Source organism: Pseudomonas sp. ef1 (assembly GCF_007293365.2).
GTDB classification, from domain to species: Bacteria; Pseudomonadota; Gammaproteobacteria; order Pseudomonadales; family Pseudomonadaceae; genus Aquipseudomonas; species Aquipseudomonas siliginis.
Map to the genome: position 1 here is coordinate 4,596,354 of NZ_CM129815.1, position 18,063 is coordinate 4,614,416.

Here is an 18,063-nt window from a genome sequence, read left to right on the forward strand (position 1 = left end):
TGCTACATCTGCAAACAGCTTCAACCTTGACCAGCACCGCTGCTGGTGCCGCTGTCGTTCGATTGCTTCGAACCACTGGGCTTGGAACCCGAGGGTGTAGAGCCGTCATTGTTGGTGGTGTTGCCCTGCGTGCCTTTGGGCACGGTGGCACCGTTGGAATGAATATCTTCCGGCGCACTCGGATTGGTTTGGCTATTGCCATCGTTAGCGGTGGGTGCCGGAGTTTCGCTGGCGGCTGTTGCGTAGAGCGAAGTGGCGGATAACAGCGTGGCCAGAGTCAGTGCTGCGAGGTTGGATTTGCGCATGTTTGCGGCTCCTTTGCGGGGGTGAGTTATGCATTGGAAGCGCGTGCGCGGGGAAAATGCGGGAGGGCTGACGAATGGCAGGAACAAGCAACCCGACACCTCGTAAAAGATATCGGGTCAAAAAAACAATGCGTAATCCGATCAGAAATTCGCCGGCGTATTCGCACTAATAATCTCAGCCTCATCCGCGCCGATATTGCGAAACTTATGCGGCAGCGTCGTCGGAAAGTAATACCCATCCCCCGCACTCAGCACACTCACCTGCCCGTCCACGGTCAATTCCACCGTGCCGCGCGTGACCAAGCCGCACTCTTCGCCTTCGGCATGCACGATCGGTTCTTCGCCGGAGCTGGCGCCGGGGGCGTATTGTTCGCGGAGCAGGCGCATCTGGCGGCTGGGCACGGAGGCGCCGATGAGCAGCAGGCGCAGGCCGTGGCGGCCGAGGTCGGGTTGTTCGTTGGCGCGGAATACGTATTGGTGTTCGCGCGGGGGCTGGTCGAAGGTGAAGAAGTCGGCCAGGGACATCGGTATGCCTTCGAGCAGCTTTTTCAGCGAGCTGACGGAGGGACTGACGCGGTTCTGTTCGATCAGCGAGATGGTCGCGTTGGTCACGCCGCTACGCCGGGCGAGCTCGCGCTGGGAGAGTTTGTAGCTTTCGCGTACTAGTTTGAGTCGAGAACCCGTATCCATGACAGCCTTATGTAAGAACGACTTAAGGGCGATGGGGGTGGGTGGCGGGTGACGCGCAGGTCGCGCGGATCACGTTGCTCCCGTGTCCCGGAACCGTGAAAGGCGGCTATTAAATCACGTTTGCCGGCGTTGCTCAGCAGGTTCGATGGATGGTGCGGCAAAAGTCCTGTTGGCCTTGGCAATACAGTCACTGTGGGAGCGAGCCTGCTCGCGAAAGCGTAGTGTCTGGCGAATCGATGTCGCCTGATATGGCCTCTTCGCGAGCAGGCTCGCTCCCACAGTGGACATCAGTGCTTTTGCATAAGTGAAAAACCGGCGAGGTCTTTCGGGCCGCCGCCGGGAGGTCAATCAGACGCCGAACCGGTCGCGCAGGGAGTAGTAGACCGCGCCCAGAGCGGTAAGCGGTGCGGAGAAGGTGCGGCCGCCGAGCATTGGCATGTGCGGCAGCGAGGCGAAGGCGTTGAAGCGTTCGGCGTCACCGCGGATCATTTCCGAGATCAGTTTGCCGGCCAGGTGCGAGCAGGTGACGCCGTGGCCGCTGTAGCCCTGCATGTAGTAGGCGTTCTTTTCGATACGGCCGAATTGCGGCATGCGCGACATGGTCAGCAGGAAATTGCCGGTCCAGCGATAGTCGATCTTTACGTCCTTGAGCTGCGGAAAGGTCTTGAGGATCTTCGGCCGGATCAATTGTTCGATATCGTCCGGTTCCCGCGCGCCGTAGACCACACCACCACCGTAAAGCAGACGGTTGTCAGCGGTGAGGCGGTAGTAATCCAGCAGATAGTTACAGTCCTCGACGCAGTAGTTGTTGGTGATCAGGCTGCGCGCCTGCTGCTCGGTCAACGGTTCGGTGACGACGATCTGCGAGCCGCACGGCATGCTTTTCGCGGTGACGCGATTGTCGAGACCTTGCGGCAGATAAGCGTTGCCGGCGATCAGCAGGTATTTGGCACGGACCAGACCTTTGGCAGTGCGCACGCTGATCGGCTCGCCGTAGGTGATTTCCACCGCCGCCGACTGTTCGTAGATCTTGCCGCCCAAACGCACGATGGCAGCGGCCTCTCCTAGCGCCAGATTCAACGGATGAACGTGGCCACCCTGCATGTCCAGCAAGCCGCCAACGTAGGCGTCGGAGCCGACTTCGCGACGAATATCCGCTGCATCCAGCATCTTCAGATTGCGGTTGCCGTAGCGCTCCCAATTGCGCTTCTGCTCGGCCAGACCGTTGAGCTGTTTCTTGTTCATCGCCGCGAAGATGCCGCCCGGGCGATAGTCGCACTTGATGTCGTAATCCTTGATGCGCGAACGGATGATGTCGGCGCCTTCAAAGATCATGCTGCCGAGAATTTCGGCAGTCTTGTCGCCGTAACGCTCTTCGATGACATCGACGTCGCGGCTATAGGAATTGACCAGTTGCCCGCCGTTGCGCCCGCTGGCGCCGTAGCCGACTTTCGCCGCTTCCAGCACCGTGACTTTGTAGCCGGCCTCGCTGAGGAACAGTGCCGAGGACAGGCCCGTGTAGCCGGCGCCGATGATGCAGACGTCGCAGTCCAGCGCTTCTTCGAGAATCGGGAAGTCGATGACTTCGTTGCGGGTGGCGGCGTAGTAGCTGTTGACGTGTTGCTGTTTCATACATTTCTCCGAGGGTCGCCAACCAGGGGCGACCGCCGCTGTAAAAGAATTAGAGCTTGATCCAGGTCGCTTTCAGTTCGGTGTACTTGTCGAACGCGTGCAGCGATTTGTCGCGGCCGTTGCCCGATTGCTTGAAGCCACCGAATGGCGCGGTCATGTCGCCACCGTCGTACTGGTTGACCCAGACGCTACCGGCGCGCAGGCCGCGGGCGAAGGTGTGTGCCTTGCTCAGGTTGCTGGTCCACACCCCGGCGGCGAGGCCGAAGATGCTGTCGTTGGCGATCTGCAGGGCTTCTTCGGCAGTGTCGAAGGTGATCAGCGACAGCACCGGGCCGAAGATTTCTTCCTGAGCGATGGTCATCGCATTGGTCACGCCGTCGAAAATCGCTGGCTGCACGTAGAGGCCGCCGGTTTCTTCGAGGGTGCGTTGACCGCCGGCAATCAACTCGGCGCCCTGCTCGCGGCCGATGCTGATGTAGCGCAGCACGTTATCGAGCTGACGCTGGTCGACCACGGCGCCGACGGTGGTCGCCGGATCCAGTGCATGCCCCGGTTTCCAGGCTTGCAGCGCCTCGACCAGCAACGGAATGAATTGCTCGCGAATCGAGCGCTCGACCAGCAGACGCGAGCCGGCAGTGCAGACTTCGCCCTGGTTGAAGGCGATGGCACTGGCCGCCGCTTGAGCAGCTGCGCGCAGATCCGGTGCGTCGGCGAACACCACGTTCGGGCTTTTGCCGCCGGCCTCAAGCCAGACGCGTTTCATGTTGCTTTGGCCCGCGTAGATCATCAGTTGTTTGGCGATCGCCGTGGAGCCGGTGAAGGCCAGCACGTCGACGTCCATGTGCAACGCCAGTGCCTTGCCGACGGTGTGGCCGTAGCCCGGCAGCACGTTGAACACGCCCTTTGGAATGCCCGCCTCCAGCGCCAGTTGCGCGATGCGGATGGCGGTCAGCGGTGATTTTTCCGAAGGCTTGAGGATGAACGAGTTACCCGCCGCCAGCGCCGGGGCGAACTTCCAGCTGGCCATGATCAGCGGGAAATTCCACGGCACGATCGCCGCGACCACACCCGAGGGCTCACGGGTGACGAGGCCAAGTTGGTCGTGCGGGGTGGCGGCGACTTCGTCGTAAATCTTGTCGATGGCCTCGGCGCTCCAGCGGATCGCGTTGGCGGTCGCCGGGATGTCGATGCTCATCGAATCGCTGATCGGCTTGCCCATGTCGAGGGTTTCCAGCAGTGCCAGTTCTTCCTGGTGCTGCAGGATCAGATCGGCGAAGCGGATCAGCACGCGCTTGCGCTCGGCCGGGGCTTTTTTCGCCCAGATGCCGGAGTTGAAGGACTGGCGCGCGGCTTCGACGGCCAGGTTGGCGTCGGCTTCATCGGTGCTGGCGACGGCAGCAAGAAAGCGGCCGTCGACCGGGCTCAGACATTCGAAAGTGTCGCCGCTGATCGCCGGGCGGTATTCGCCGTTGATGAAGGCGCGGGATTCGATGGACAGAGACTGGAAGCGTTGTTCCCAGTCGTTGCGGGTTGTGGTCATTGTTTTGAGCTCGACAAGGGGGAATTGGGAATGGTGGGCGATTGCCCACTTATCAAAATCTGGTAACCCGATCCCCTGTAGGAGCTGCCGAAGGCTCGGGCCGCGATCGGACGATCTTTTGACTTTGCTTTTCAAGATCAAGATCAAAAGATCGCAGCCTTCGGCAGCTCCTACAGGGTAAAGGTGGCGAATCAGTCAGCACAGGTGTCGCACAGCAGGTCTTTAAACCGTATGCAGATACCAGTTGTACTCAAGATCAGAAATCGAGTTCTCGAACTCGGCCAGCTCGCTTTCCTTGCACGCAACGAACACGTCGATGTACATCGGGTCGATGTAGCGCGCCATGACTTCGCTGTCGTCGAGTTCGCGCAGGGCGTCGCGCAGGTTGTTCGGCAGGCTCTGCTCGTTCTGCTCGTAGCTGTTGCCTTCGACCGGTGCGCCAGGCTCGATCTGGTTGGTAAGCCCGTGGTGGATACCGGCCAGCACCGACGCCATCAGCAGGTACGGGTTGGCATCAGCACCGGCGACGCGGTGCTCGATGCGCACGGCGTCCGCTGAACCGGTCGGCACGCGCACGGCCACGGTGCGGTTGTCGATGCCCCAGCTCGGCGAGTTCGGCACATAGAACTGCGCGCCGAAGCGGCGATAGGAGTTGACGTTCGGGCAGAGGAACGCCATTTGCGCCGGCAGGGTCTCGAGCACACCGCCGATCGCGTGACGCAGTGCGGCGTTCTGCTCGGGATCCTCGCTGGCGAAGATGTTGTTGCCTTCTTTGTCCAGAATCGAAATGTGCACGTGCAAACCATTGCCGGCCTGGCCCGGATAAGGCTTGGCCATGAAGGTCGTGTCCATCTCGTGGTCGTAGGCGATGTTCTTCACCAGACGCTTGAGCAGCACCGCGTAATCGCACGCCTTGATCGGGTCGGAGACGTGATGCAGGTTGACTTCGAACTGCGCCGGGGCGCTTTCCTTGACGATGGCATCCGCCGGGATGCCCTGCTCTTTCGCGCCTTCAAGGATGTCTTGCAGGCAATCGACGTATTCATCGAGGTCGTCGATCAGGTAGACCTGAGTCGACACCGGACGCTTACCGGATACCGGTGACCGCGGCGATTGCGGACGACCATTCACGTTGTCCTGGTCGATCAGGTAGAACTCGAGTTCGAACGCCGCGCAGATGGTCAGGCCGAGGTCGTCGAATTTGCGCACAACGTTGGCCAGTACCTCACGCGGGTCGGCGAAGAACGGCTGACCTTCGATCTCGTGCATGGTCATCAGCAGTTGAGCGGTCGGGCGTTTTTGCCACGGCTCGATGCTCAGGGTGCCGGGGATCGGGTAACAGATGCGATCGGCATCGCCGATATCCAGGCCCAGGCCGGTGCTTTCCACCGTCGAGCCGTTGATGTCCAGCGCAAACAGCGACGCCGGCAGGTTGATGCCTTTTTCGTACACCTTATGAAGACTGGTGCGTTCGATGCGCTTGCCGCGCACCACACCGTTCATATCCGCAATCAGAAGGTCGACGTACAAAACCTCAGGATATTTCTTAAGGAATGCGTTGGCTTCGTTGAGTTGAACGGTACGCAGAGGGACCGACATGATGCACCTATTTAGCTGTTAATTATTATGTTCACCACCGTGTTGCGCAGCCAGTCAATCCGAAAGGCAAAGTGAAGTCAATAGCGAACAGCTGGCCCCGCAGCCTTTATTTTTCGGGCTTTTATTAACACTCTCGTGCCATATCCGTCGCTAAACCCCGGTAAACCTGAGCAATTTGACGACCGGCGTTTAGAATTTTTTACATGGCAGTTGTTAATTAAAATCAACGAGGCTAAGCTCCGGAAAAGCTCGTTCAAGTGACAGACTTCGAGGTGAATAAAAATGGCATTCAAGCCATTGATCGGCGTTACTGCGTGCGTCAAACAGATTGGCCTGCACCCCTATCACATCAGCGGCGACAAGTACGTACGTGCTGTCAGCGTTGGCGCTGAAGGGTTGCCAGTGGTCATTCCTTCACTCGGCAATCTGACTGAAATCGATGACCTGCTCGGTCAGCTCGACGGTCTGTTGCTCACCGGCTCTCCCTCGAACGTGGAGCCCTTCCACTATCAAGGCCCGGCCAGCGCCCCCGGCACGGATCATGATCCGGCCCGCGACGCCACCACCCTTCCTTTATTACGTGCAGCCATCGCGGCGGGCGTTCCGGTGCTCGGCATCTGCCGTGGTTTCCAGGAGATGAATGTGGCGTTCGGCGGCAGCCTGCATCAGAAGGTGCATGAGCTGCCCGGCATGCTTGATCACCGTGAAGCCGACAGCCCGGATGTGGCCGTGCAATATGCACCGGCCCATGCGGTCAGTGTGATCGCTGGCGGTGTGTTCGAAGCGCTGGAGCTGCCCGACGAATTTCAGGTCAATTCGATTCACAGCCAAGGCATCGACCGCCTCGCTCCCGGCCTGCGTGCTGAAGCCGTGGCGCCGGACGGTTTGATCGAGGCGATCTCGGTCGAGCACAGCCCGACCTTCGCCCTCGGCGTGCAATGGCACCCGGAATGGCAAGTGCTGGACAACCCGAACTACCTGAAGATTTTCCAGGCGTTCGGCGCAGCGTGCCGGCAACGGGCGGCGAAGCGCAGTCAGCGCTGACGCAATCCCAGACTCGATAACAATTTACTGCCCCCACGGCTGGCGGATGTGCATCTGCACATCCGTCATTCGTGAACAGCGACACCCGTAATAACAACAAGTACGACCCAGGCAGCCAGGACGGCGGCGCCGAACAAGCCGGATCGGTACGGACAAAGGCCACTCAGGTCAACGCATATCCCCTGTGGGAGCGAGCCTGCTCGCGAAAGCGGTGTATCAGCAAACGATGATGTCGACTGACACTCCGTATTCGCGAGCAGGCTCGCTCCCACAGGTTCTGCGCCAGCTGACAGGCATTCCGTACCGCTCCGCAATCCACTTAAGCCCGGCCACATTGGCCAGGCACACGACACCTGTTGGGAGTTTCACATGGCAAACGCCTCCAGCACTTACCGCAAGGCACTCGAAGGTCATCAGCAACCGAAAAAGGTGTTGGTGAAAGTCGATCGTGTCACCAAGAAGTTCGACGAAACCGTGGCCGTGGACGATGTGTCCCTGGAGATCCATCAGGGCGAAATTTTCGCGCTGCTGGGCGGTTCCGGTTCTGGCAAATCGACGCTGCTGCGCATGCTCGCCGGTTTCGAGCGGCCGACCGAGGGGCGGATTCTGCTCGATGGCGTGGACATCACCGACATGCCGCCGTACGAGCGGCCGATCAACATGATGTTCCAGTCCTATGCGCTGTTCCCGCACATGACCGTGGCACAGAACATTGCCTTCGGCCTCAAACAGGACCGTTTGCCGGCCAGCGAAATCGATGCCCGCGTCGAAGAAATGCTGCGTCTGGTGCACATGACCCAATACGCCAAACGCCGCCCGCACCAGTTGTCTGGCGGCCAGCGGCAGCGCGTGGCCCTCGCCCGCTCGTTGGCCAAACGGCCAAAACTGTTGCTGCTCGACGAGCCGATGGGCGCGCTGGATAAAAAGCTGCGTTCGCAGATGCAACTGGAGCTGGTGGAAATCATCGAGCGCGTTGGCGTGACCTGCGTCATGGTCACCCACGACCAGGAAGAAGCCATGACCATGGCCCAGCGCATTGCGATCATGCACTTGGGCTGGATCGCGCAGATCGGCAGCCCGGTGGACATTTATGAAGCGCCGGTCAGCCGCATGGTCTGCGAATTCATCGGCAACGTGAACGCCTTCGACGGCACCGTGGTGGAAGATCTGGAAGGCCACGCGATCATTCACAGCCCCGACTTGCAGCAGAAGATCTATGTCGGTCACGGCGTCAGCACGTCGGTGCAGGACAAGTCGATCACTTACGCCATTCGCCCGGAAAAAATGCTCGTCAGCACCACCCAACCGGAGTTCCGCTACAACTGGTCCGAAGGCAAGGTCCACGACATCGCCTACCTCGGCGGCCATTCGGTGTTCTACGTCGAGCTGCCCGGCGGCAAGATCGTCCAGTCGTTCATGGCCAATGCCGAGCGGCGTGGCGCGCGGCCGACCTGGGACGACAAAGTCTACGTCTGGTGGGAAGACGACAGCGGCGTGGTGCTGCGCTCATGAGAACTTTCAATCAGCAATTCTTGCGCCTGGTGCCCAGCGGACGAAAACTGGTGATCGGCATTCCGTTCATCTGGCTGTTCCTGTTCTTCATGCTGCCGTTCTTTCTGGTGATGAAGATCAGCTTCTCGGAAGCCGCGCTGTCGATCCCGCCGTACTCGGAGATCTACACCTTCGCCGAACAGAAATTCCAGCTGCTGCTGAACATCGGCAACTACACCCTGCTCGGCGAAGACGAGCTGTACCTGTCGGCGTACCTCGGCTCGCTGAAGGTCGCGGCATTGAGCACGCTGATGTGCCTGGTGATCGGTTTCCCGATGGCGTACGCGATCACCAAGACCGGCAAGGAAACGCAAAATGTCCTGCTGCTGTTGATCATGATGCCGACCTGGACGGCGATCCTGATCCGCGTGTATGCGTGGATGGGCATCCTCAGCAACAACGGGTTGCTCAACGGGTTCCTGATGTGGACCGGGCTCACCGATCACCCGATCGAGATCCTCAACACCAACACTGCCGTCTATATCGGTGTGGTTTACGCCTATCTGCCGTTCATGGTTCTGCCGCTCTACGCCAACCTCGTCAAGCACGACAACAGCCTGCTGGAAGCCGCGCAGGATCTGGGTTCGAGTAACTTCAACAACTTCTGGAAGATCACCGTGCCGCTGGCCAAGAACGGCATCATTGCGGGCTGCATGCTGGTGTTCATTCCGGTGGTCGGCGAGTTCGTGATTCCGGAACTGCTGGGTGGCCCGGAGACGCTGATGATCGGTCGCGTGCTGTGGCAGGAGTTCTTCAATAACCGCGACTGGCCGGTGGCTTCCGCGCTGGCGGTGGTGATGCTGTTGATCCTGATTGTGCCGATTCTGCTGTTCAACCGCAGCCAGGCCAAAGAGATGGAGGCACGGGGATGAAACGCTTCAATTTTTCCAGGTTCATGCTGATCTTCGGCTTGATGTTCATTTATCTGCCGATGCTGATTCTGGTGATCTACTCGTTCAACGCCTCGAAGCTGGTGACGGTGTGGGGTGGCTGGTCGATCAAGTGGTATGTCGGCCTGCTCGACAACACGCAACTGATGGGCTCGGTGCTGCGCTCGCTGGAAATCGCCTGCTACACCGCGATTGCTGCTGTGGCACTGGGCACGCTGGCGGCGTTCGTGCTGACGCGGGTGACGCGCTTCAAGGGCCGCACGCTGTTTGGTGGTCTGGTGACCGCGCCGTTGGTGATGCCGGAAGTGATCACCGGTCTGTCGCTGTTGCTGCTGTTCGTGGCGATGGCGCAACTGATCGGCTGGCCGCAGGAGCGCGGCATCGTCACCATCTGGATCGCCCACACCACGTTTTGTGCAGCCTATGTCGCGGTGGTAGTCTCCGCGCGCCTTCGCGAGCTGGATCTGTCGATCGAAGAAGCGGCGATGGACCTCGGCGCCAAACCATTCAAAGTGTTTTTCCTGATCACCATTCCCATGATCGCGCCGTCGCTGGCCGCCGGCGGAATGATGTCGTTTGCCTTGTCGCTGGACGATCTGGTGCTGGCGAGTTTTGTCTCCGGGCCGGGCTCGACGACGCTGCCGATGGAAGTGTTCTCGGCGGTGCGCCTGGGTGTGAAACCCGAGATCAACGCCGTGGCCAGCCTGATTCTGCTGGCGGTGTCGCTGGTGACTTTCCTCGTCTGGTATTTCGGCCGCAAGGCCGAAGCCAATCGCAAACGGGCGATCCAGGAAGCGATGGAGCAGACGGCGAGCGAGTCGTGGCAGCAACCGCAACGCGCCGCCACCGCCTGACTGTGTAGGAGCTGCGGCACGCTGCGATCTTTTGATCTTGATGTGAAAGATCAAAAGATCGCAGCCTCGTTTCACTCGACAGCTCCTACATGAACGGGCGCAGTTGATCAGGTTTTGGCTTTGTGTTTTTTGAATAAAAAGAAGGGAGTTGTACCGATGAAAATGTTTGGCAGGACTCTGCTGACACTGTCCTTAATGGGCGCGATGGTCATGGGCGCCCAGGCCAACGACAAGGTGCTGCGTGTTTACAACTGGTCCGATTACATCGCGCCGGACACCGTGAAGAAATTCGAAGACGAGACCGGCATTCGCGTGACCTACGACGTCTTCGACAGCAACGAAACCCTTGAAGCGCGCCTGCTCGCAGGCAAATCCGGCTATGACATCGTCGTGCCGTCGAACAGTTTTCTAGCCAAGCAGATCAAAGCCGGCGTCTACCAGCCGCTGGACAAATCAAAGCTGCCGAACTGGAAGAATCTCAACCCGGTATTGCTGAAAAACGCTTCCGCCAGTGATCCGGACAACGCGCATGCGTTCCCGTACATGTGGGGCTCGATCGGCATCGGTTTCAATCCGGCGAAGGTCAAGGAAGTACTCGGTGCCAACGCTCCGACCAACTCCTGGGACTTGCTGTTCAAACCGGAGAACGCGGAAAAACTCAAAGCCTGTGGCATCAGTTTCCTCGATTCGCCGACCGAAATGCTCCCGGCCGCCCTGCACTATCTGGGCTATCCGGTGAACGACAAGGACAAGGCGCACATCGCCGAAGCCGAAGCGCTGTTCATGAAAATCCGCCCTTACGTGGCGTATTTCCATTCCTCGAAGTACATCTCCGATCTGGCCAACGGCAACATCTGCGTGGCGGTCGGTTACTCCGGCGATGTCCTGCAGGCCAAGGCCCGCGCGGTGGAATCGGGCAACAACGTGGTGATCGACTACAGCATTCCCAAGGAAGGCGCCGGCAGTTTCTACGACATGGTCGCCATCCCCCGTGATGCGGCGAACGTCGACAATGCCTACCTGTTCATGGATTTCCTGATGCGCCCGGACATCATCGCCGAAGTCACCAACAGCATCGGCTACAGCAACGCCAACGCAGCGGCCACGCCATTGGTGGACGAAGCGATCCGCAACGAACCGGGCTCGTATCCTTCGCAAGCGGTGATGGCGACTTTGTATGCAGTGCCGGATCAGCCGATTGCCACACAGCGGATCATGACGCGCGGCTGGACGCGGGTGAAGCTTGGTAAATAAGCACACCAGTCAACACTGATAAACCCTGTGGGAGCTGGCTTGCCAGCGATGGCGGTGGGTCAGACAACGATGACGCTAGATGCGCTGGCCCCATCGCTGGCAAGCCAGCTCCCACAGGTTTTCGATCGAATTCGGACATTGCCAGATTTCCGTTCACGCAGCGCCTTACCACCGCTGCACCCTGCTCTGAACGGCCTCACCCGGCTCCCTCGGCTCGGGTGAATTTGCAGGCGCCTTCGGGCGCCTTTTTTTGTCCGTTCAGATCAGCGGCCAGTCCTGCACAACCCGATAGCGGCCCTTGTGCGATTCGAACAAAGCGAAGCGTTCAGCGCGCAGAAAGAATTCCGGCGGCGTGCGCGCTTCCGGCTCCGGCGCGCGGTACTCGCGGGCCAGCGTCAAGTGCGGACGGAACTCGTGGGTGGGTTGTTCAAAACCGAACGGCAGCATCGCCTGCTCCAGCGCGTAGACCAGGCGCAACAGCGCCGGCGGTGCCTGTTCCGGTGCCAGCGATAGCACACCAGCGCGATGCCAGACCTGCAAGCGATCCAGCTCAATGCGCAACGTTTCGCCCGGAATACGCACACTGCCCGCTGCTTCGCAGACGCCGTGAATCTGCGCCAACGGCACCGCACCGAGGAAAAGCAGAGTCAGATGAAAGTTATCCGCCGGCACCGGTTTGCCGCTGCGCAGGCCCAGTTCCGCGCGCCACTGGGCGATTGCCTTGCGCTGCGCCGGCGGGCAATCCAAAGCGAAAAACAGCCGTTTCGACGGTTCCTGCCTGCGCACTTCATCCATCATCGCCCTGCCCCCATATCGTCATGATCGCGCCGATTCTACACAGCCTGTTCTGACGACTCGCGACAGGAAGCTATAGTTCAAGGATTGCCATCAACCGGAGGCTGCCATGCGCGAGATCCTCAGCAAAGAACCCTGGTGGGCCCGGCCACCGCATCCCGGACAGGACGAAAGCGAACTGGAATGGGGTTGGCTGGTGCATTACAGCGAAGGCGAACCGCGTTTCGAATTCGTTCGCGAGAGGCCCAGCGACGAGCAGATTCGCAACCGCAAAAGTTGCCGGGTCACCCCCTCGCCCGAATGAATAGAGCCCCGTGAGCACTAATCCTGTGGGAGCGAGCAGGCTCGCGAAAGCGGTGTGTCAGATAAAGAAATGTTACTGATACGACGCTTTCGCGAGCAGGCTCGCTCCCACAGGGTTATGCATTGATCAGTGGGGTTGGGTGTCGCCGGCGGCGGTGTCGATGCTGACAACAACTGACATCCCCGGCCGCAAGCGTTCTGCTTCCTGCTGATCGGGATCGATAGTGATGCGCACCGGCACCCGCTGGGCGATCTTGACGAAGTTGCCGGTGGCGTTGTCGGCCTGCAGCAAGGCAAATTCCGAGCCGGTGCCCGGCGAAATATGCTGCACATGGCCGGTGAATCTGCGGTGGTTCAAGGCGTCGACGGTGAAGCGCACCGGTTGCCCGACACGTACGTTGGCCATCTGGGTTTCCTTCATGTTGGCGATCACCCATTTCTGGTCCGGGACCAACGCCATCAATTGCGCGCCGGAGTTGACGTAGGCGCCCAAGCGCACACCGATCTGCCCGAGCTGGCCGTCGCGCGGGGCGACAATTCGCGTGTTCGACAGATCGATGCGCGCCAGTTGCACCGCTGCTTCGGCACTGGCCACGGCGGCTTCCAGCGAGCCGCGATTGACGATCACCGTTTGCAGATCCTGACGGGCGATTTCCAGATTGGCCTTGGCCTGCGCCACAGAAGCCGTGCTCTGCGCGTTGGCAGCAAGGGTCACGTCGAATTCGCGCTTGGACACCGAGCCGTCGCGCACCAGTTCCTGATTACGCCGCAGATCGGCCTCGCTCTTGCGCAACTGCGCCTGGCTGTCGGCCAACACTGCCTGGCGCAATTTGATCGTCGCTTCAGCGCTGTTGCGCTGCTGCACGACGTTGGCCAGCCCGGCCTTCTGCACCGCCAGTTGTGCCAGGGACTGGTCGAGGCGTTGCTGATAAATGCGGTCGTCCAGACGCACCAGCAGATCCCCGGCCTTGACGTACTGGAAGTCCTGCACCGGCACCTCGAACACATAGCCGCTGAGCTGCGGGCCGATGATCGTCACCTGCCCGCGCACCAAGGCGTTTTCGGTGGTTTCGACCGCACTGCTGAACGGCGGCAGTTGCCACGCATACAGCACGATCAGGACACCGACGATGGCGATTGCGGCAAAGCCCAGCGAAGATATGATCCGCACCCGCAGCGAACGCGGCGCAGTGTTCGGCGACGATGGCGGCGCTTCCCCTTCAGGCGTGGCGGCGATGGCATTGGTGGTTGTGGTGGTCGGTTCGGTCATGAAGAAGTGGCACCGCTGGGTGGTACGGAAGGTGTCGGCTCAATGGCTTTGGTGGTGCTCATCAGCCACAACGCGCGAATCGAAAGCCAGATCATGGTCAGGACGGCAATGACCGCGATCAGCATGAAGACATCGTTATAGGCCAGCACGTTCGCTTCGCGTGTCGCCGCATTGGCGAGACTGCGCATGCCGGCCAGATTGCGCAGGCTCGGGTCGGCGAGCAAACCGCCGTAGGCCGAACCGCCGCTCTGCACGCGCGCCGCCACCAACGGATCGGACATCACCAGATGATCGACGATGTGGCTGGAGTGGTACTTCTCCCGCACGATCTGAAAGGTGCCAAGCAACGCCGCGCCGAGCAGCCCGCCGAGGTTGTTGCAGATCCCGAACAGCACGGAAAAACTCACCAGGTTGCGCGGATTGGTCAGCACGTTACGCGTGCCGAAGACCATGGTCGGGCCGAGAAAAAACGTACTGCCGAACGCCAGCAGGAACTGACTGAAATACATGTTTTCGGGGCGGGTCAGGTTGTTCGAGAAGCTGTCCATCACCGAACCGGTGGCCATCAGCGCCAAGGAAATGATCAACGGCATCAGCAAATGTTTGGGGTCGATGGTCAACGCGCTGGTGGCAAGCCCGGCGATGCTGCCAATCAGCATCACCACGTACAGACTGTGCAACTGCTCATAGCCCATGTTGAGGTTCTGCATGAACCCCACGGCGCCGGTGGATTGCTCCGAGGTGACCATGCGAATCAGGGTCACCGCCAGCGCCAGGCGAATCATCGTTCCGCTGCCCAGCCACCGCGTCATCAGCATCGGGTTGCTGCGGTTGTGCTCGATGGCTAGGCCCATGATGATCAGCGCGATCGAACAGGCCAGCGCCACGCCGATCCAGTCCGCCTCCAGCCACCAGTCGATGCGCCCCAGCGACAGCACCGCGCACAACAACGCCACACCGGTGGCGAGGATGGCGAAGGTCAGGAAGTCGAGTTTTTCGAAGGTCTTGAAGCGGTCACCGGGCGGCAGCTTCAGCAGCAACACACAGCCGAGTGACAGCAGGGCCATGCCCAATTCGAACAGGTACAGACCGCGCCATTCGGCGATCTGCAACAGGTCTTCGGAAAACAGCCGCGCCAGCGGTAACGCCAGTTGCGACGTGCCGAGGCCGAGTACCAACGCTTTGAGCCGCCACTTCGCCGGGAACGCCTGCACCATGTAATACAGACCCAGCGAGCTCAGCGCCGCACCGACCATGCCGTGGGCAGCCCGCACCGCCACTGCCGAGTTGAGATCGTTGACGAACAAATGGCCGAAGGTCACCAGCGCATACAGCACCAGAAACACTTCGGTGAACGCGCGCAAGCCGAATTGCTGGCGAAACTTCACCAGCAGCAGGTTCATCGACACGTTGGTCATCACATACGCCGCCGGCAACCAGGCCATTTCCGCCGTGGTCGCGCCGAGCGAGCCTTGCAGGTAAGGCAGGTTGGCAACCACCAGCGAGTTGCCTAATCCACCGGTCACCGCCACCAGCACGCCAACCGCCGCGTACGCCAAACGCTTGGGCGTGGAATGCAACGGGGTCGATGGGGAACCGGGCAGGCTGGGCTTTTCGTGGGGTTGCCAGTTGCGCGGGGCGTATTTATCCATGGATCGGCCTGGTGCTGGGGGTGAGGGAAGTTTGCCGCAATTTCACGGGCAACACACACTCCATGGACAACACAAGTCCCTGTAGGAGCTGTCGAGTGAAACGAGGCTGCGATCTCTTGATTTTCAAAAGCAAGATCAAAAGATCGCAGCGTGCCGCAGCTCCTACCCCATGGACAACACAAGTCCCTGTAGGAGCTGTCGAGTGAAACGAGGCTGCGATCTTTTGATTATCAAAAGCAAGATCAAAAGATCGCAGCGTGCCGCAGCTCCTACCCATGGACAACACAAGTCCCTGTAGGAGCTGTCGAGTGAAACGAGGCTGCGATCTTTTGATTTTCAAAAGCAAGATCAAAAGATCGCAGCGTGCCGCAGCTCCTACCCCATGGACAACAAAAGTCCCTGTAGGAGCTGTCGAGTGAAACGAGGCTGCGATCTTTTGATTATCAAAAGCAAGATCAAAAGATCGCAGCGTGCCGCAGCTCCTACCCATGGACAACACAAGTCCCTGTAGGAGCTGTCGAGTGAAACGAGGCTGCGATCTTTTGATTTTCAAAAGCAGGATCAAAAGATCGCAGCGTGCCGCAGCTCCTACCCATGGACAACACAAGTCCCTGTAGGAGCTGTCGAGTGAAACGAGGCTGCGATCTTTTGATTTTCAAAAGCAAGATCAAAAGATCGCAGCGTGCCGCAGCTCCTACCCCATGGACAACAAAAAACCCTGTAGGAGCTGTCGAGTGAAACGAGGCTGCGATCTTTTGATTTTCAAAAGCAAGATCAAAAGATCGCAGCGTGCCGCAGCTCCTACCCCATGGACAACACAAGTCCCTGTAGGAGCTGTCGAGTGAAACGAGGCTGCGATCTTTTGATTTTCAAAAGCAGGATCAAAAGATCGCAGCGCGCCGCAGCTCCTACCCCATGGACAACAAAAGTCCCTGTAGGAGCTGTCGAGTGAAACGAGGCTGCGATCTTTTGATTTTCAAAAGCAAGATCAAAAGATCGCAGCGTGCCGCAGCTCCTACCCATGGACAACACAAGTCCCTGTAGGAGCTGTCGAGTGAAACGAGGCTGCGATCTTTTGATTTTCAAAAGCAAGATCAAAAGATCGCAGCGTGCCGCAGCTCCTACCCCATGGACAACAAAAAACCCTGTAGGAGCTGTCGAGTGAAACGAGGCTGCGATCTTTTGATTTTCAAAAGCAGGATCAAAAGATCGCAGCGTGCCGCAGCTCCTGCAAGGCGTGCGGCGTAGCACGGGGGGTCATCGTATAACTTCCAGTTGACAATCCCTGAGAATCTGGGAAATATCCGCATCGATGTTGTACGACGACGTATGACAAATAATAAAAACAACAAACGATCCAGGGAGCGTCACAGTGAGCCCACTCGCCCGCAATTCCGTCCGCCCTTCACGTTTTGCCCATTTCAAGCCGCGTTCGACCCTCAGCCTGATCGGTTGCAGCAGCCTAGCCCTGGCCCTGCCCATGAGCGCTGATGCCGAAGGCTTCCTCGACGACAGCAAAGCCACGCTGAACCTGCGCAACGCCTACTTCAACCGCAACTTCGTCAACCCGGCCTATCCGCAGGGCAAGGCTGAAGAGTGGACGCAGAGCTTCATTCTCGACGCCAAATCCGGCTTTACCCAAGGCACCGTCGGCTTCGGCATCGATGTGCTCGGGTTGTATTCGCAAAAGCTCGATGGCGGCAAAGGCACTGGCGGCACGCAACTGTTGCCGATTCATGATGACGGTCGCCCGGCCGACAATTTCGGTCGCCTCGGCGTGGCGCTGAAAGCCAAAGTCTCGAAAACCGAATTGAAGGTCGGTGAATGGATGCCTGTATTGCCGATCCTGCGCTCCGACGACGGCCGCTCCCTGCCGCAGACCTTTCGCGGCGGCCAGATCACGTCCACTGAAATCAACGGCCTGACCGTCTACGGCGGCCAGTTCCGTGGCAACAGCCCGCGCAACGACGCGAGCATGGAAGACATGTCGATGAACGGCCGCGGTGCGTTCACCTCCGATCGTTTCAACTTCGGCGGCGGCGAATACAGCTTCAACGAAAAACGCACGATGGTCGGCGTGTGGTACGCCGAGCTCACCGACATCTATCAGCAGCAGTATTTCAACCTCAGCCACAGCCAGCCGATGGGCGACTGGACGCTGGGCGCCAACCTCGGCTTCTTCACCGGCAAGGAAGACGGCAGCGCTCAGGCCGGCGACCTCGACAACAAGACCGCGTTCGCCCTGCTCTCGGCCAAGTACGGTGGCAACACCTTCTACGTCGGCCTGCAGAAACTCACCGGCGACGATGCCTGGATGCGCGTCAACGGCACCAGCGGCGGCACACTGGCCAACGACAGTTACAACGCCAGTTATGACAACGCCAAAGAGCGCTCCTGGCAGGTGCGTCACGACTACAACTTCGTTGCGCTGGGCGTGCCTGGCCTGACCCTGATGAACCGCTATATCAGCGGCGATAACGTACACACCGCCACCACCAACGACGGCAAGGAATGGGGCCGCGAATCGGAACTGGCCTACACCGTACAGAGCGGCCCGCTGAAGAACCTCAACGTGAAATGGCGCAACGCGACCATTCGCCGGGATTTCAGCACCAACGAATTTGACGAGAACCGGATCTTTATCAGCTATCCGATTTCGTTGTTGTAAGGGTTGGCGGTTTGCC

Annotated in this window: 15 protein-coding genes; 7 read left to right on the forward strand and 8 right to left on the reverse strand. The window is 59.5% G+C overall.

Annotated elements, in window-relative coordinates; translation table 11 throughout:
* Nucleotides 1-20 precede the first annotated feature (20 nt).
* From FEE99_RS20810 to FEE99_RS20830, 5 genes are all read right to left on the reverse strand, one after another.
* Entirely contained in the window at nt 21-305 is a 285-nt protein-coding gene (locus FEE99_RS20810; RefSeq protein WP_041480926.1) for a hypothetical protein, read from the reverse strand.
* A gap of 141 nt (nt 306-446) precedes the next feature.
* Nucleotides 447-995 carry a cupin domain-containing protein gene (locus FEE99_RS20815; RefSeq protein WP_011333561.1) on the reverse strand — a complete coding sequence of 183 codons (549 nt, stop codon included), beginning with the start codon at nt 993-995 and terminating at the stop codon, nt 447-449.
* 348 nt (nt 996-1,343) lie between these two features.
* Nucleotides 1,344-2,627 carry an NAD(P)/FAD-dependent oxidoreductase gene (locus FEE99_RS20820; protein ID WP_041480928.1) on the reverse strand — a complete coding sequence of 428 codons (1,284 nt, stop codon included), beginning with the start codon at nt 2,625-2,627 and terminating at the stop codon, nt 1,344-1,346.
* Between the two features lie 49 nt (nt 2,628-2,676).
* A complete protein-coding gene (locus tag FEE99_RS20825; protein WP_041480929.1) occupies nt 2,677-4,167 on the reverse strand; it encodes an aldehyde dehydrogenase in 1,491 nt (496 codons plus the stop codon).
* A gap of 222 nt (nt 4,168-4,389) precedes the next feature.
* Nucleotides 4,390-5,766, reverse strand: a complete 1,377-nt coding sequence (locus FEE99_RS20830) for a glutamine synthetase family protein (RefSeq protein WP_007918694.1) — start codon at nt 5,764-5,766, stop codon at nt 4,390-4,392.
* Nucleotides 5,767-6,048: 282 nt separating this feature from the next.
* On the opposite strand from FEE99_RS20830, the gene FEE99_RS20835 reads away from it, so the two are divergent.
* The 5 genes from FEE99_RS20835 to FEE99_RS20855 all read left to right on the forward strand — a co-directional run bounded on the left by FEE99_RS20835 (nt 6,049) and on the right by FEE99_RS20855 (nt 11,359).
* On the forward strand, nt 6,049-6,810 hold the full coding sequence (locus tag FEE99_RS20835; RefSeq protein WP_041480931.1) for a gamma-glutamyl-gamma-aminobutyrate hydrolase family protein: 762 nt from the start codon (nt 6,049-6,051) through the stop codon (nt 6,808-6,810).
* Between the two features lie 369 nt (nt 6,811-7,179).
* Nucleotides 7,180-8,322 carry an ABC transporter ATP-binding protein gene (locus tag FEE99_RS20840; RefSeq protein ID WP_039763289.1) on the forward strand — a complete coding sequence of 381 codons (1,143 nt, stop codon included), beginning with the start codon at nt 7,180-7,182 and terminating at the stop codon, nt 8,320-8,322.
* Nucleotides 8,319-9,233, forward strand: a complete 915-nt coding sequence (locus tag FEE99_RS20845) for an ABC transporter permease subunit (RefSeq protein WP_024013334.1) — start codon at nt 8,319-8,321, stop codon at nt 9,231-9,233. Before FEE99_RS20840 ends, FEE99_RS20845 begins: the two co-directional genes overlap by 4 nt.
* Nucleotides 9,230-10,105: an ABC transporter permease subunit gene (locus FEE99_RS20850; RefSeq protein ID WP_041480933.1), complete on the forward strand. Its 876-nt coding sequence runs from the start codon at nt 9,230-9,232 to the stop codon at nt 10,103-10,105. The genes FEE99_RS20845 and FEE99_RS20850 overlap by 4 nt, the downstream gene beginning before the upstream one ends.
* Before the next feature lie 156 nt (nt 10,106-10,261).
* Complete coding sequence (locus FEE99_RS20855; RefSeq protein WP_024013335.1) at nt 10,262-11,359, forward strand: polyamine ABC transporter substrate-binding protein; 1,098 nt, start codon at nt 10,262-10,264, stop codon at nt 11,357-11,359.
* Between the two features lie 258 nt (nt 11,360-11,617).
* Here the strand turns inward: FEE99_RS20855 and thpR are convergent, their stop codons facing one another.
* On the reverse strand, nt 11,618-12,157 hold the full coding sequence (gene thpR / locus FEE99_RS20860; RefSeq protein ID WP_041480935.1) for an RNA 2',3'-cyclic phosphodiesterase: 540 nt from the start codon (nt 12,155-12,157) through the stop codon (nt 11,618-11,620).
* A gap of 106 nt (nt 12,158-12,263) precedes the next feature.
* Here thpR and FEE99_RS20865 point away from each other — a divergent pair, with 106 nt between their 5' ends.
* Nucleotides 12,264-12,458: a hypothetical protein gene (locus FEE99_RS20865; protein ID WP_024013337.1), complete on the forward strand. Its 195-nt coding sequence runs from the start codon at nt 12,264-12,266 to the stop codon at nt 12,456-12,458.
* A gap of 126 nt (nt 12,459-12,584) precedes the next feature.
* On the opposite strand, the gene FEE99_RS20870 is transcribed toward FEE99_RS20865, so the two are convergent.
* Nucleotides 12,585-13,727 (reverse strand): HlyD family secretion protein, encoded by a 1,143-nt coding sequence (locus FEE99_RS20870; RefSeq protein ID WP_041480937.1) that lies wholly within the window; start codon nt 13,725-13,727, stop codon nt 12,585-12,587.
* Complete coding sequence (locus tag FEE99_RS20875) at nt 13,724-15,379, reverse strand: MFS transporter (RefSeq protein ID WP_039763161.1); 1,656 nt, start codon at nt 15,377-15,379, stop codon at nt 13,724-13,726. The genes FEE99_RS20870 and FEE99_RS20875 overlap by 4 nt, the downstream gene beginning before the upstream one ends.
* Nucleotides 15,380-16,751: 1,372 nt before the next feature.
* Between FEE99_RS20875 and FEE99_RS20880 the strand changes: the two genes are divergently transcribed.
* Nucleotides 16,752-18,047, forward strand: a complete 1,296-nt coding sequence (locus tag FEE99_RS20880) for an OprD family porin (RefSeq protein WP_041476976.1) — start codon at nt 16,752-16,754, stop codon at nt 18,045-18,047.
* Nucleotides 18,048-18,063 lie beyond the last annotated feature (16 nt).